12 protein-coding genes and 1 tRNA gene are annotated in these 13,573 nt (G+C 62.8%); 9 read left to right on the forward strand and 4 right to left on the reverse strand.

The features are described 5' to 3' along the window. Positions 1 to 85: 85 nt before the first annotated feature. On the reverse strand, positions 86 to 1,348 hold the full coding sequence (gene urtA, locus AC1RMF_RS19375; RefSeq protein ID WP_493143647.1) for an urea ABC transporter substrate-binding protein: 1,263 nt from the start codon (positions 1,346 to 1,348) through the stop codon (positions 86 to 88). Positions 1,349 to 1,638: 290 nt separating this feature from the next. On the opposite strand from urtA, the gene AC1RMF_RS19380 reads away from it, so the two are divergent. Further along, positions 1,639 to 3,147 carry a methyl-accepting chemotaxis protein gene (locus AC1RMF_RS19380; RefSeq protein ID WP_493143649.1) on the forward strand — a complete coding sequence of 503 codons (1,509 nt, stop codon included), beginning with the start codon at positions 1,639 to 1,641 and terminating at the stop codon, positions 3,145 to 3,147. Positions 3,148 to 3,477: 330 nt separating this feature from the next. On the opposite strand, the gene AC1RMF_RS19385 is transcribed toward AC1RMF_RS19380, so the two are convergent. From AC1RMF_RS19385 to AC1RMF_RS19395, 3 genes are read right to left on the reverse strand one after another with little or no spacing between them, the layout of a single operon-like run. Then, positions 3,478 to 3,744, reverse strand: a complete 267-nt coding sequence (locus tag AC1RMF_RS19385; protein ID WP_342616601.1) for a VF530 family protein — start codon at positions 3,742 to 3,744, stop codon at positions 3,478 to 3,480. A 12-nt stretch (positions 3,745 to 3,756) separates the two neighbouring features. Then, a complete protein-coding gene (locus AC1RMF_RS19390; RefSeq protein ID WP_493143651.1) occupies positions 3,757 to 4,734 on the reverse strand; it encodes a response regulator in 978 nt (325 codons plus the stop codon). Beyond that, positions 4,718 to 8,287 (reverse strand): hybrid sensor histidine kinase/response regulator, encoded by a 3,570-nt coding sequence (locus AC1RMF_RS19395; protein ID WP_493143653.1) that lies wholly within the window; start codon positions 8,285 to 8,287, stop codon positions 4,718 to 4,720. The genes AC1RMF_RS19390 and AC1RMF_RS19395 overlap by 17 nt, the downstream gene beginning before the upstream one ends. 105 nt (positions 8,288 to 8,392) lie before the next feature. Here AC1RMF_RS19395 and AC1RMF_RS19400 point away from each other — a divergent pair, with 105 nt between their 5' ends. From AC1RMF_RS19400 to AC1RMF_RS19435, 8 genes are all read left to right on the forward strand, one after another. Then, positions 8,393 to 8,695, forward strand: a complete 303-nt coding sequence (locus tag AC1RMF_RS19400) for an urease subunit gamma (RefSeq protein ID WP_493143655.1) — start codon at positions 8,393 to 8,395, stop codon at positions 8,693 to 8,695. 28 nt (positions 8,696 to 8,723) lie between these two features. After that, positions 8,724 to 9,332, forward strand: coding sequence for a HupE/UreJ family protein (locus AC1RMF_RS19405; protein WP_493143656.1), 609 nt, complete (start codon positions 8,724 to 8,726; stop codon positions 9,330 to 9,332). 19 nt (positions 9,333 to 9,351) lie between these two features. Then, positions 9,352 to 9,663: an urease subunit beta gene (locus AC1RMF_RS19410; protein ID WP_493143657.1), complete on the forward strand. Its 312-nt coding sequence runs from the start codon at positions 9,352 to 9,354 to the stop codon at positions 9,661 to 9,663. A 12-nt stretch (positions 9,664 to 9,675) separates the two neighbouring features. Beyond that, positions 9,676 to 11,394 (forward strand): urease subunit alpha, encoded by a 1,719-nt coding sequence (ureC, locus tag AC1RMF_RS19415; RefSeq protein WP_342616596.1) that lies wholly within the window; start codon positions 9,676 to 9,678, stop codon positions 11,392 to 11,394. Between the two features lie 73 nt (positions 11,395 to 11,467). Continuing rightward, the gene (gene ureE / locus AC1RMF_RS19420) at positions 11,468 to 12,040 is read left to right on the forward strand and encodes an urease accessory protein UreE (RefSeq protein ID WP_342616595.1); all 573 of its coding nucleotides are present in this window, start codon (positions 11,468 to 11,470) and stop codon (positions 12,038 to 12,040) included. A 15-nt stretch (positions 12,041 to 12,055) separates the two neighbouring features. Further along, entirely contained in the window at positions 12,056 to 12,733 is a 678-nt protein-coding gene (locus AC1RMF_RS19425) for an urease accessory protein UreF (RefSeq protein WP_493143659.1), read from the forward strand. Between the two features lie 12 nt (positions 12,734 to 12,745). Beyond that, on the forward strand, positions 12,746 to 13,408 hold the full coding sequence (gene ureG / locus AC1RMF_RS19430) for an urease accessory protein UreG (protein WP_342616594.1): 663 nt from the start codon (positions 12,746 to 12,748) through the stop codon (positions 13,406 to 13,408). Between the two features lie 57 nt (positions 13,409 to 13,465). Beyond that, positions 13,466 to 13,553: transfer RNA gene (locus AC1RMF_RS19435), tRNA-Ser, on the forward strand. Positions 13,554 to 13,573: the final 20 nt, after the last annotated feature.

The raw sequence follows: 13,573 nt of genomic DNA on the forward strand, positions 1-13,573 counted from the left end.
GGGCCGAGGTGGGCCCTGAAGCGCGCAACCGTACTTGCGTACGGTGAGCACTGCAGGGGTCCAGATCGGCCCGCGCAGTAGCTTCTTACTTCGCCACAGGTTCGTCAGGCTTCTTGTCGTTGCCTTCGATGTACGGAGACCATGGCTTGGCCTTCACAGGACCCGGTGTCTTCCACACCACGTTGAACTGGCCATCGGCCTTGATTTCGCCGATGAACACCGACTTGTGCAGGTGGTGGTTCTTTTCGTCCATCTCCGACACGATGCCGCTGGGCGCCTTGAACTTCTGACCAGCCATGGCGGCAATGACCTTGTCCACATCGGTGGTGCCAGCCTTCTCGACGGCTTGCTTCCACATGTTGATGCCGATGTAGGTGGCTTCCATCGGGTCGTTGGTCAGAGGCTTGTCCTTGTGACCGGCAATGCCCTTGGCCTTGGCGTAGTCAGACCACTTCTTGATGAACTCGGTGTTGGTCGGGTTCTTGATGGACATGAAGTAGTTCCAGGCAGCCAGGTGACCCACCAGAGGCTTGGTGTCCACGCCGCGCAGCTCTTCTTCACCCACGGAGAAGGCGACGACTGGAACGTCCTTGGCCTTCAGGCCGGCATTGCCCAGTTCCTTGTAGAAAGGCACGTTGGAGTCACCGTTGATGGTGGACACCACAGCGGTCTTGCCACCGGCAGCGAACTTCTTGATGTCAGCCACGATGGTCTGGTAGTCGGAGTGGCCGAAGGGTGTGTACTTCTCGTCGATGTCGGTGTCCTTCACACCCTTGCTGTGCAGGTAGGCACGCAGAATCTTGTTGGTGGTGCGGGGGTAAACGTAGTCGGTACCCAGCAGAACCCAACGCTTGGCGGCTCCGCCTTCCTTGCTCATCAGATAGTCCACAGCGGGAATGGCTTGCTGGTTGGGAGCAGCACCGGTGTAGAACACGTTCTTGGACAGCTCTTCACCTTCATACTGCACGGGGTAGAACAGCAGGCCGTTGAGTTCTTCCACCACGGGCAGCACCGACTTGCGCGACACGGAAGTCCAGCAACCGAAGATCACGGCAACCTTGTCTTGCGTCAGCAGTTGCTTGGTCTTTTCAGCAAACAGGGGCCAGTTGGAGGCAGGGTCCACCACCACGGGTTCGAGCTTCTTGCCCAGAACACCACCCTTGGCGTTGATTTCGTCAATCGCCATCAGCACGGTGTCTTTCAACACGGTTTCCGAGATGGCCATGGTGCCTGAGAGGCTGTGCAGGACACCGACCTTGATGGTGTCGGCGGCAAACGCTGGCACGGCGGACAGCGTGGTGAGGGCGACGGCAGCGGTAAGTGCCTTCAGGATAAATCGACGTTGCATGTAGTTTGCTCCGGGGTTGATAAACAAAAGGGTCGTCTGGCGCCTGCGTGACAGCAAGCAAAACACCAAACGATGGGTCAACTGTAAAAACACCGGCCCCCTTGGGAAATACGCTAAGTGGCGTACATCGACAGAAATCACCGTTCTTGACCTAGAGCAAGTAACATCTTGATGTCTGCCAATTTACCTCTGGAGACAGTGGGATACTTGCCCCAAACAAGTCAATGCGTTGGGAGGAATCTCTTGAGTCCGTACTATTTATGACACATACAACCCGATCCAGAATCTGGATGCAACTGCTTGCCACCATTGCTGCTGCCTTGCTGGTGGTCTGGACTGGCGTCATCATCTGGCAGGGCTATGTGTCACGCCAGGCCGCACTGGAGCAGGCGCAGGACTTCTCCCTCAGCATGCACAACGCAACCATGGCCGGCCTGACCGGCATGATGGTGACAGGCACGGTGGCTCAGCGCGATGTCTTTCTAGATCAGGTCAAGCAGCTGGGCTCCATACGCGACGTACGTGTGCTGCGCGGTGAAAACGTCAGCAAATTGTTCGGTCCCGGCAACGCCAAGAACGAGGCCACCCCCGACAGCCAGGAAACAACCGTGCTGCAAAGCGGCAAGGAAGCCATCGAGGTGCAGAGTGATGCGTCGGGCGAGTACCTGCGCGCCATCCGCCCCGTGATCGCCATGAAGAACTCCCTGGGCAAGGATTGCACCAGTTGCCACCAGGTGCCCGAAGGCACGGTGCTGGGCGCAGTCAGCATGAAGGTGTCGCTCGACAAGGTTAACGCGGGACTGGTGGAGCAGCGCTGGAAATCCATTCTGGCTGCCTTTGTGACCAGCATTCCGGTGCTGATGTTGATCTACCCATTCATCCACCGCGTTGTCACCCGGCCTTTGAGTCGGGGTGTCGTGGTGGCACGTGGCATTGCCGCAGGTGACCTGAGTCAGGACATTGCCGTCGATTCCTCCAACGAAGTGGGTGAACTGCAGCACGCGCTGCAGGAGATGAACCAAGGCCTGATCCGCATCGTGCGCCAGGTCCGTCAGGGGACGGACACCATCTTCAGCGCCTCACGCGACATTGCCAAAGGCAATATGGACCTGTCCCAGCGCACCGAGACACAGGCCGGCACGCTGGAAAATACTTCGATCGCCATGCAGGCGCTGACGGAAACGGTCAACAACAATGCGGACGATGCGCGCCGCGCCAACCAGCTCGCCCAGTCGGCATCCGAAGTGGCGGTGCGCGGCGGCACCGTAGTCTCGGAAGTGGTGCACACCATGGAGTCCATCAACCACTCCTCGCGCAAGATTGTGGACATCATCAGCGTGATCGACGGCATTGCATTCCAGACCAACATCCTGGCGCTCAATGCCGCCGTGGAGGCCGCCCGCGCCGGCGAGCAAGGCCGCGGCTTTGCCGTAGTGGCAGCCGAAGTGCGCAGCTTGGCACAGCGCTCCGCCGTGGCCGCCAAAGAGATCAAGACGCTGATCGACGACTCCGTCTCCAAGGTGGATGCCGGAGGTGCACTGGTGCATCAAGCAGGCGTCACCATGAACGAGATCGTGGAGAGCATCCGCCATGTGACCGACATCATGGGCAATATCGCAGCGGCCAGCACCACGCAGACCGAGGGCATCTCGCGCGTGAACGAGGCCATCGGTGAAATGAACCACGCTACCCAGCAGAACGCCGCATTGGTGGAACAGGCCGCCGCTGCGGCCCAGTCGCTGCAGGACCAAGCCTCTCAACTGGAAGACGTGGTCAGCATCTTCAAGACCGGAACTTGACTGCGGGTCTTTCCGTCAAAGATGACGGAAGAGTTTGGCAAACCTACCCTGCATGCACTTCGGGACTCAGGGCGCCACGGCACTCAGTTCCGTTCGTGTCCCCCGCCCTGCGGGCTCCTCCTTTACCTCACTGCACTGAATGCCGCACCGCCCTGAGTCATCCAACATCGTTGCCAAGCGAAGGAAATTCAGTCATTGCGCGCCAACAGTGCTGGTGGCCGATGACACTGGGGCGGATGGTGCAGCGAAATAAAGGAGGAGCCCGCAGGGCGGAGGACATTCGCGGAACCATCTGCCCCAGTGGCGTCGGCGCGCACGCTGCAGCTGCGCTCAGGACCGGCGCTTCTGCTCCCGCAGCATGAAGAGGTAAAGCCCTTCCACCTTGTCGCGCGCCCAAGGCGTCTTGCGCAGGAACTTGAGGCTGGACGGTACGCTGGGTTCAAAGCTGAAGCAGCGCACCGGAATGCGTTCCGCCAGCCCTTCCCAGCCGTAGCACTCCACCAGCGCCTTGACGATGAATTCCAGTGTCTTGCCGTGCAGCGGATTGTGGGGCTGAGCCTGGGGCGCCGGTGCGGGCGCTTGCGGGGTGTCGGACATGGTGGGCGGGGTTCAGATTTCAAACTGGGGTTGCAGCAGGCGTATGCGCCCCATGGCCATACCGGCTGCTGCGATGCGGGTCTCCACACCGAGCTTAACAAACACCCGCTCCAGGTGCTTTTTCACCGTCATCGGGCTGCTGCCCAGAATGTCGCCTATGTCCTTGTTGGTCTTGCCCTTGACCACCCAGTACAGCACCTCGGCCTCCTTGGGCGTGAGCTTGAAGCTCAGCGCCAGGGCCTCAATCACCGCCGTGTCGGACACTTCGCGCATCACGATCAGCCAGTCGCCCTGCGCATCCACATCGCCAATCTGCTGGTGCAGCCGAAAGCCCAGGCGCCGTGTGCCCTGCTCCAGGGTCAGGCGCGGCGGCTCGCCTGGCTGGTCCAGCCGAGAGAGGCATTGGCGTAACCATTCCACCACCGGCTCGGGTGTCTGCGGCGCCTGCGTGCCGCAATAGCGCTGCAACAGCTCACGCGCCAGCGGTGTCTGCCAGAGCAAGGCGCCATCCGAGGCCCGTACCGTGATAGTGGCGTAGCCAAAGGCATCCAGCGCGCTGCGGGCCTGGCGCCGCTCGCGCGCACCGGCCAGATGCACCGTCATGCGTGCCAGCACCTCCTTGGGCTTGATCGGTTTGGTGACGTAGTCCACCGCGCCGGAGTCCAGTGCCGCCACCAGATGCTCGGTCTCGGTCAGGCCGGTCATGAAGATGATGGGGATATGGGCTGTCTCAGCTTGTGCCTTCAGGCGTTTGGCCACTTCGAAGCCGTCCATGCCGGGCATCATGGCATCCAGCAGCACCACATCGGGCAAGGCGTGCAGCGCGCGCTGCAAGGCCGCCTCGCCGCTGGTGGCAATCAGCACGGTGTAGCCGGACTCATCCAGGGCGTCATGCAGCACCGACAGGTTGTCGGGCACGTCATCCACAATCAGCACCACGTCGCTGTTGCCGCGATCCAGCGTGCTGGCAATATCAATGGACGGGTTCATCCAGCGCTTTCTTCAATTGGCCGAGCATGGCATCGAACTGGTACTGGCGCGCCATCGCTTCCAGCATGGAGGTCATGGGTTGGCATTCGGGGTAGGCCTGCGCCAGGGCATTGAGCTTGTTGGTGATACCGCGGAAGTATCCCAGCTGCACCAACGCCTGCAACGCCAGCAACTCTTCGCGCGGTGGCTGCACCAGGGTTGCCGGGCGCACCGGGCGCGCTGGCACAGGCGGCAGTGCTGCTACCGGCGTGCTGACCCAGGTGAGTTGCAGGCGCCGCTCCAGCCAGTCCAGCAGTTCGCTGTGGCGCACCGGCTTGACGATGAAGTCTTCGGTCGCAATGCCCAGGCCATGGTCCAGCGCGCGGTCAAACGCATTGGCGGAGACGATGGCCACCGCCGGTTGCGGCTCCCCCAGGGCGCGGATGCGGCGCAGGGTTTCCCAGCCATCAATGCCCGGCATGGCCAGGTCCAGCAGGATCACATCCGGATTCAGCCCGGCGGCCAGCAGGTCCAGGCAATCATGGCCACTGGCGGCCTGGCGCAATTCAAAGCCCAGCGGCTCCAGCACATGCAGCAGCAAGTCGCGGTCCGCCTCTTCGTTGTCCACCACCAGAATCTTGCGCCGCGGGCCCAGATAGCCGTTGCGGCTGGCGCGCTGCTGGCGGTGCTCCTCCATCTGCTGCACCCCTTCGGGCGCCAGATGCAGCTGCGGCAGGAACAAGCGCACCGAGAACACCGAGCCCTCACCGGGCACGCTGTGCACCTGCATCTCGCCGCCCATCAGATCGGTCAGCATCTTGGCAATGGTCAGGCCCAGGCCGGAGCCCGCGGCAGCCGCGTTGGCCGCACTGTCACCGCGCACAAAGGGTTCGTAGACGCGCTCGATCTCTTCAGGTGTCATGCCCGGCCCGGTGTCGTGGATTTCGATGTGGGCCATCTCGCGGGCATAGCGCACCTGCAGCGTCACACCGCCCTGCTGGGTGAACTTGATGGCATTGCCCAGCAGGTTGAAGCAGATCTGGCGCAGGCGCTTGTCGTCCGCCTTGACCCAGGCCGGCAGACTGCCCTGCACCACGTAGCGGAAGGACAGCCCCTTGTCCGCAGCCTGCAGCTCGAACATGTTGGCAATGTCGGCCATGGCTGCTTCGAACTGCACGGGTTTGAGCGACAGCACCACCTTGCCGGATTCGATCTGCGCCATCTCCAGTGTGCCTTCCATGAGCGAGAGCAGATGCTCGCCGCCGCGCAGGATCACGCTCACCGCCTGCTTGCGGTGCGGCGGTATGCCTTCGTCCTGCCCCATGAGCTGGGCATAGCCCAGGATGCTGTTGAGCGGCGTGCGCAGCTCGTGGCTGATGGCGCTGATGTAGCGGCTCTTGGCCGCATTGGCCTGCTCGGCCAGTTGCTTGGCCTTTTCGGCAATTGCCTTGGCGTCCTGCAAGGCCTTGTCGGTTTGGCGGTGCAACTCGATCTCACGCATGAGCAGATGGGTCTGGCGGTTGGACTCCTCCTGCGCCACCTGGCGGCTCTTGTGCGCCAGCACCAGCCACCAGGCCACGATGCCCGAGAGCAATAGCAATGCGGCAAAAGCTTTGGAGAAACCCGACTGCAGCGCGGCACGTAGCGCCTCCTGGCTCTCAGCCATATCGGCAAACGCAGCCAGCTCCTGCCGGTAGAACATGGCAAACACAGTGATCAGCAGCGGCACGATCACACCCATCAGCAGCACAAAATGGCTCAGGCCCGTGTCCAGATAGGGCCAGGTGGCGCGCGGCAGCAGCCAGCGCAAAGCGCCCGACCACTGCACCGCCAGGCTGGCGTGCGGCTTGCAGACGTCGCCACAGCGCGCATCCAGCGTGCAGCACAGGGAGCAGATCGGTCCCTGGTAGGCCGGGCAATGCGCCATGTCCGGCCCCTCGTAGGTACGTTCGCAGATGACGCAGCGCATGGGCGAATGGGCAGACCAACCCGCCGCCGGGCCGCCCCAAGGCGGGTTAGCCCCCTCGGGGGGCAGCGACTCACGCGTAGCGGAGAGCGTGGGGGCTCCACTCTCTCTTGCGATGTAGTACCGCCCTTTGGTATACAGCGCCAGCAGTGGCGAGGCCACCATGGCGGTCACCAGCGCTACCACCGCCGAGAACGCCTGCGCCGTGGGCCCGAACATGCCCAGGTAGGCGGCAATCGACAGGAGGGATGCCAGCGCCATGGCACCCACACCCACCGGGTTGATGTCGTACAGATGCGCGCGCTTGAATTCGATGCCCTTGGGCGACAGGCCCAGCGGTTTGTTGATGACCAGATCGGCCACCACGGCCATGATCCAGGCGATGGCGATGTTGGAATACAGGCCCAGCACATCGCCCAGCGCCTGGAACACGTCCATCTCCATCAGCATGAAGGCGATCAGGCTGTTGAACACCACCCACACCACCCGCCCCGGGTGGCTGTGCGTCAGGCGCGAGAAGAAGTTGCTCCAAGCCAGCGACCCTGCGTAGGCGTTGGTGACGTTGATCTTGAGCTGCGACAGCACCACAAACAGGGCCGTGGCCGCCACCGCCCAGCCCAGGGTGGGAAACACGTACTCGTAGGCCGCTAGGTACATCTGGTTGGGGTCCACCGCACGGTCAGCCGGCACTGCATGGGTGATGGCCAGATACGCCAGAAAAGCACCACCCAGCATCTTGACCACACCCAGGATGACCCAGCCCGGCCCACCCACCAGCACCGCCAGCCACCAGCGCTGGCGGTTGGCACTGGTCTGCTGCGGCATGAAGCGCAGGTAGTCGGCCTGCTCCCCCATCTGGGTAATCAGCGCAATGCCCACCGTGAGTGCTGCGCCAAACAGGTGCACATCAAAGACTCCACCTTTGTCAACATCACCGCCGTAGTGCGTAATACCTTTGAAGGCCGTGGGGTCGCGCACCAAAACATAGCAGAACGGTACGAGCAGCATCAGCAGCCAGATCGGCTGGGTCCACAGCTGCAGGCGGCTGATGGTGGAGACGCCATGCGTCACCAGCGGTATCACTATCAGCGCGCAAATCAGGTAGCCCCAGGTGGGTGGAATGTCCAGCGCCAGCTCCAGCGCGTAGGCCATGACGGCAGCTTCCAGCGCAAAGAAGATGAAGGTAAAGGACGCGTAGATCAGCGAGGTAATGGTGGAGCCGATGTAGCCAAAGCCCGCGCCGCGCGTGAGCAGGTCCATGTCCACGCCGTAGCGTGCGGCATACACGCTGATGGGCAGCCCGGCCAGAAAGATCACCAGCCCGGTGACCAGAATCGCCCAGAAGGCATTCACAAAGCCGTACTGCACCAGCAGGGTGGCACCTACGGCCTCCAGCACCAGGAAGGAGGCTGCGCCAAAGGCCGTGTTGGCCACCCGCCACTCGGACCAGCGGCGAAAACGCTGCGGCGTGAAGCGCAACGCGTAGTCTTCCATGGTCTCGCTGGCTACCCAGTTGTTGTAATCGCGGCGAATCTTGACCACCCGCTGCCGCGCAGCCGGGTTTGCCTCTGGAGCCTCATTGGAATTGTCACGGATTGGGTGCACCATTACGGGGGTGCACGATCCATGCCATTTCCGCAGGGCACGGGCCTTGCTTAGAAATGTGTATTAATCTATCGCACGAACTTAATCGATATATACGAGCAACACGCCATGGAATTGACACCGCGCGAAAAAGACAAGCTGCTGATCTTCACCGCCGCCCTGCTGGCCGAACGCCGCAAGGCCCGCGGCCTCAAACTCAACTACCCCGAAGCCATTGCCCTGATCAGCGCCGCCGTCATGGAGGGCGCGCGCGACGGCAAATCGGTGGCTCAGCTGATGTCCGAAGGACGCACCGTATTGACGCGTGAAGATGTCATGGACGGCATTGCCGAGATGATCCCCGACATCCAGGTGGAAGCCACCCTCCCCGACGGCACCAAATTGGTCACCGTTCACCAACCCATTGTCTAGTTTCAACCTCTGCAAAGGATTCGACCCCATGCAAAAACACGTCAAAACACTGGCCGTCCTGCTCGCTGCCGCACTCACCTCCGGCCTGGCCCTGGCGCATCCCGGAACAGACCCGCACCAGCACGTGGGCTTTGTGAGCGGCTTTCTGCACCCCTTTACCGGCCTGGACCATATGGCGGTGATGGTGGCCGTAGGCCTGTGGAGTGCCTTGGTGGCGCGCCGGCTGGGTGCGGCCATGCTGTGGGGCCCCTTGGGCTTTGCCAACCTTTTGCTGGTGGGTGCAGCGCTGGGCATGCAGGGCTTCGAAGTCCCGGCGGTGGAGCCCATGATTGCAGCCTCCCTGGTGGTGACCGGCATGCTGGTGGTTTCCCGCCTCAAGCTGCAAGGCATCTGGGCTGCCGCGCTGGTGGGCGTGTTTGCCATGTTCCATGGCCTGGCCCATGGCTATGAACTGGCGGACAACGTCCAGGCCTTCCAGACCTTGGCTGGCATGGTGACTGCCACCCTGGTGTTGCACACCATGGGCCTGGGGCTGGGCTGGTCGCTGCGCGGTGCCAACGTCTGGGTAGCACGCCTGCTGGGCGGCTGTGTGGCGGCCTTTGGTGGCGTACTGATGCTGCTGCAAATCTCCAACTGATGGTACGGGGCACACACTCATGATTCCTGGCGAAATCCTCACCGACGACGGCGAACACACCCTCAACACCCACCGCCGCACCCTCACGCTGGTGGTGCAGAACACGGCCGACCGTCCTATCCAGGTCGGCTCGCACTACCACTTTGCCGAAACCAATGGCGCCCTGGGCTTTGATCGGCTGGCGGCGCAAGGCATGCGATTGAATATTCCGTCGGGCTCGGCGGTGCGCTTTGAGCCGGGGCAACAACGCACGGTGGAACTGGTGGACTACGCCGGTGACCGCGTGGTGTACGGATTTCGTGGATTAACCAGCGGGCCGCTGGGCTCCTGAAGGAACGCTTTCATGGCAACAATCGGACGCCGCGCCTACGCGGAGATTTTTGGCCCCACCACCGGAGACCGCGTGCGCCTGGCAGACACTGGCTTGCTGGTCGAAGTGGAAAAGGACTACACCCTGGCAGCCGGCAGCTACGGCGAAGAGGTGAAATTCGGCGGCGGCAAGACCATACGCGACGGCATGGCGCAAAGCCAGCGCACTCGTTATGACGGCGCAGTGGACTGCGTGATGACCAATGCGCTCATCATCGACCACTGGGGCATTGTGAAAGCCGACATCGGCCTCAAGGGCGGGCGCATTGTCGCCATTGGCAAGGCCGGCAACCCCGACACCCAGCCGGGCGTGGACATCATCATTGGTCCCGGCACCGAAGTCATCAGCTGCGAGGGCAACATCGTCACCGCAGGCGGCATCGATTCGCACATCCACTTCATCTGCCCGCAGCAGATCGAAGAGGCACTGGCCAGCGGCGTCACCACCATGATGGGCGGCGGCACCGGTCCGGCCACCGGCACCTTTGCCACCACCTGCACGCCCGGCCCCTGGAACATCGAGCGCATGCTGCAGGCGGCTGACGCCTTCCCCATGAACCTGGGCTTTCTGGGCAAGGGCAATGCCTCGTTGCCGGCTGCCTTGCATGAGCAGATCAACGCTGGCGTGATCGGTCTCAAGCTCCACGAAGACTGGGGCACCACGCCAGCTGCCATCAGCAACTGCCTGGACGTAGCCGAAGCCACCGACACGCAGGTGGCCATCCACTCCGACACGCTCAATGAGTCCGGCTTTGTGGAGAACACCATCGCCGCCACCAAGGGCCGCGGCCTGTGCGCCTTCCACACCGAAGGTGCGGGCGGCGGCCATGCGCCCGACATCCTCAAGGTGGTGGGCCAGGCCAACTTCCTGCCCAGCTCCACCAACCCCACCATGCCCTACACCCAGAACACGCTGGACGAGCATGTGGACATGCTGATGGTGTGCCACCACCTGGACGCGGGCATTGCCGAAGACCTGGCCTTTGCCGAAAGCCGCATCCGCAAGGAAACCATTGCGGCCGAGGACATCCTGCACGACCTGGGCGCCATCAGCATGATGAGCAGCGACAGCCAGGCCATGGGCCGGGTGGGCGAAGTCATCATTCGCACCTGGCAGACCGCAGACAAAATGAAATCGCAGCGCGGCGCCCTGCCCGAGGACTCGGCACGCAATGACAACTTCCGCGTCAAACGCTATATCGCCAAGTACACCATCAACCCGGCCATCGCCCACGGCATCAGCCATGAGGTGGGAAGCGTCGAGGTTGGCAAATGGGCCGACCTGGTGGTCTACAAGCCCGCCTTCTTTGGCGTGAAGCCGGCGCTGATCATCAAGGGCGGCTTCATTGCCTTTGCCGCCATGGGTGACCCCAATGCCAGCATCCCGACGCCGCAGCCGGTGCACTACCGCCCCATGTTCGGCGCCTTTGGCGGTGCGCTCACGCGCAGCTCGATCACCTTTGTGTCCCAAGCCGGGCACGACGCCGACATCAAGGAGCGCTTCGGCCTGGCCAAACACCTGAGCGCGGTGCGCAACATCCGTGGCGTGCGCAAACAGCACATGATCCACAACAGCTACCTGCCCACCATGGAGATTGACGCGCAGACCTATGCGGTGCGCGCCGACGGCCAGTTGCTGACCTGCGAGCCGGCCACCAAGCTGCCGCTGGCACAGCGCTACTTCCTTTTCTGAGCACGCACACCAGCCAATTCTGGCGCTCTGTGGCACCATGGTTCCCCGTGAACCATGGTGAACGAGGACTTTCATGATTCAGGTATCCAAACTCATTCCCCAAGGCAAAGGCCTTGCTAGCGTGCTGCTCAAGCGCGCGCATACCGTCGAACTGGACTGGGACACACGCCAGAAAAGCCGCTTCGAAACGCAGGACTCCGCCGGCCGCACCCTGGGCGTGTTCTTGCCGCGCGGCACCGTGCTGCGCGGTGGCGACGTGCTGGTGGGTGACGACGGACTGTTGGTGCAAGTCTGGGCGGCGGAGCAGCGCGTGCTGCGCATCACCCACTGCCAGCAGCACGGCACCCCGTTTGACCTGATACGCGCGGCCTATCACCTGGGCAACCGCCACGTGCCGATCGAGCTCAAGCCGGACTTCCTGCAGATCGAGCCCGACCATGTGCTGGCCGACATGCTGCGTGCCATGCACCTGATCGTGAACGAGATGGATGCGCCCTTCGAGCCGGAGAACGGCGCCTACGCCACGGGCGGTCATGCGCACGGCGAGCACAAGCACCATGGGCACGATCACCACGCGCAGGAAGCGCACGGCCACGGCCATGGTCACGCCCACGGGCACGATCACGACCATCCGCACGACCACTGAAAGAAAGAAGCCACGATGCACGACACCTCTTTCATGCAGCTGATGTGGCTGGCCTCCCCGGCATTGCCTATTGGCAGCTTCTCGTATTCCGAAGTGCTGGAGGCGGCAGTCGACTCCGGCCACGTGACTTCGGAGCAGGAAGCCAGCGCCTGGCTGGTGGACCAATTGCACCTGAGTCTGGCCCGCTCAGACCTGGCCGCTGTAGCCCAGACCATACCGGCCTGGCGCAGCAATGACCACAGCCGCATTGCCACGCTCAACGCCTGGGTGTTGCAGACCCGCGAGACCCACGAGCTGCGTGCCCAGACCGAACAGATGGGGCGTAGCCTGCTGGAGTGGCTGCGCAACCACACCACGGCCAGCGCTGAGCAGATTGCCACGCTGGCCGCCATGGACGCCAGCTACCCCATGGCCTTTGCCCTGGCTGCCAGCGCCACCCAGGCGCCGGTGCGCGATTGCCTGCTGACCTACGCCTTCGGCTGGGCCGAGAACATGGCCCAAGCCGCCATCAAGTCGGTGCCACTGGGCCAGAGCAGTGGGCAGCGCATTCTGTCGGCCCTGGCGGCCGAGATACCCGCTGCCGTGGACCATGCCCTCACCCGCGACGATGGCACGCGCCAAGCCTTCAGCCCCATGCTGGCCATCCTGAGCAGCCAGCATGAAGTTCAGTATTCCCGTTTGTTTCGATCCTAGGAAATCACCCCCATGTCATCCGCACTGCACCACATCCCCAACCGCACCAAGAAGCTGCCGCCCCTGCGCGTAGGCATAGGTGGCCCGGTGGGCTCCGGCAAGACCACGCTGCTGGAAATGCTGTGCAAGACCATGCGCGAACAGTACGACCTGGTGGCCATCACCAACGACATCTACACCAAGGAAGACCAGCGCCTGCTCACCATCAGCGGCGCCCTGCCCGCCGAGCGCATCATGGGCGTGGAAACCGGCGGCTGCCCGCACACCGCCATCCGCGAGGACTGCTCCATCAACCTCGAAGCCATTGACCGCATGCTGGTGGAGTACCCCGACGCCGACGTGGTGTTCGTGGAAAGCGGCGGCGACAACCTGGCCGCCACCTTCAGCCCCGAGCTGAGCGACCTCACCATCTATGTGATCGACGTGGCCGCCGGCGAAAAGATCCCGCGCAAAGGCGGCCCTGGCATCACCAAGAGCGACCTCTTTGTCATCAACAAGACCGACCTGGCCCCCCACGTGGGCGCCAATCTGGCCGTGATGGAAGCCGACACCATCCGCATGCGCACCACGCCCAAGGGCCTCAAGCCCTTTGTAATGACCAACCTCAAGACCCTCAGCGGCCTGACCGAGGTGGTGCGCTTCATCGAAACCCGGGGCATGCTGCAAAGCGCCTGACGGAAGCTGCCGCGTGCCCGTAGGCACGGTTGCGGCGGGTTAGAATACGCGCCTTGCGGAGACTTGGGTGAGTGGTTTAAACCAGCAGTCTTGAAAACTGCCGACGGGCAACCGTCCGTGAGTTCGAATCTCACAGTCTCCGCCACCCTCACACGTTCGCCATGA

Source organism: Rhodoferax sp. GW822-FHT04A08 (assembly GCF_058801025.1).

Bases quoted from the DNA above. Each gene is read 5' to 3' on its own strand.
- ureG (WP_342616594.1), top strand. From the start codon at position 12,746: ATGTCATCCGCACTGCACCACATCCCCAACCGCACCAAGAAGCTGCCG.
- AC1RMF_RS19425 (WP_493143659.1), top strand. From the start codon at position 12,056: ATGCACGACACCTCTTTCATGCAGCTGATGTGGCTGGCCTCCCCGGCA.
- AC1RMF_RS19410 (WP_493143657.1), top strand. From the start codon at position 9,352: ATGATTCCTGGCGAAATCCTCACCGACGACGGCGAACACACCCTCAAC.
- AC1RMF_RS19400 (WP_493143655.1), top strand. From the start codon at position 8,393: ATGGAATTGACACCGCGCGAAAAAGACAAGCTGCTGATCTTCACCGCC.
- urtA (WP_493143647.1), bottom strand. From the start codon at position 1,348: ATGCAACGTCGATTTATCCTGAAGGCACTTACCGCTGCCGTCGCCCTC.
- AC1RMF_RS19395 (WP_493143653.1), bottom strand. From the start codon at position 8,287: ATGGTGCACCCAATCCGTGACAATTCCAATGAGGCTCCAGAGGCAAAC.
- AC1RMF_RS19385 (WP_342616601.1), bottom strand. From the start codon at position 3,744: ATGTCCGACACCCCGCAAGCGCCCGCACCGGCGCCCCAGGCTCAGCCC.
- AC1RMF_RS19390 (WP_493143651.1), bottom strand. From the start codon at position 4,734: ATGAACCCGTCCATTGATATTGCCAGCACGCTGGATCGCGGCAACAGC.
- AC1RMF_RS19380 (WP_493143649.1), top strand. From the start codon at position 1,639: ATGCAACTGCTTGCCACCATTGCTGCTGCCTTGCTGGTGGTCTGGACT.
- ureC (WP_342616596.1), top strand. From the start codon at position 9,676: ATGGCAACAATCGGACGCCGCGCCTACGCGGAGATTTTTGGCCCCACC.
- AC1RMF_RS19405 (WP_493143656.1), top strand. From the start codon at position 8,724: ATGCAAAAACACGTCAAAACACTGGCCGTCCTGCTCGCTGCCGCACTC.
- ureE (WP_342616595.1), top strand. From the start codon at position 11,468: ATGATTCAGGTATCCAAACTCATTCCCCAAGGCAAAGGCCTTGCTAGC.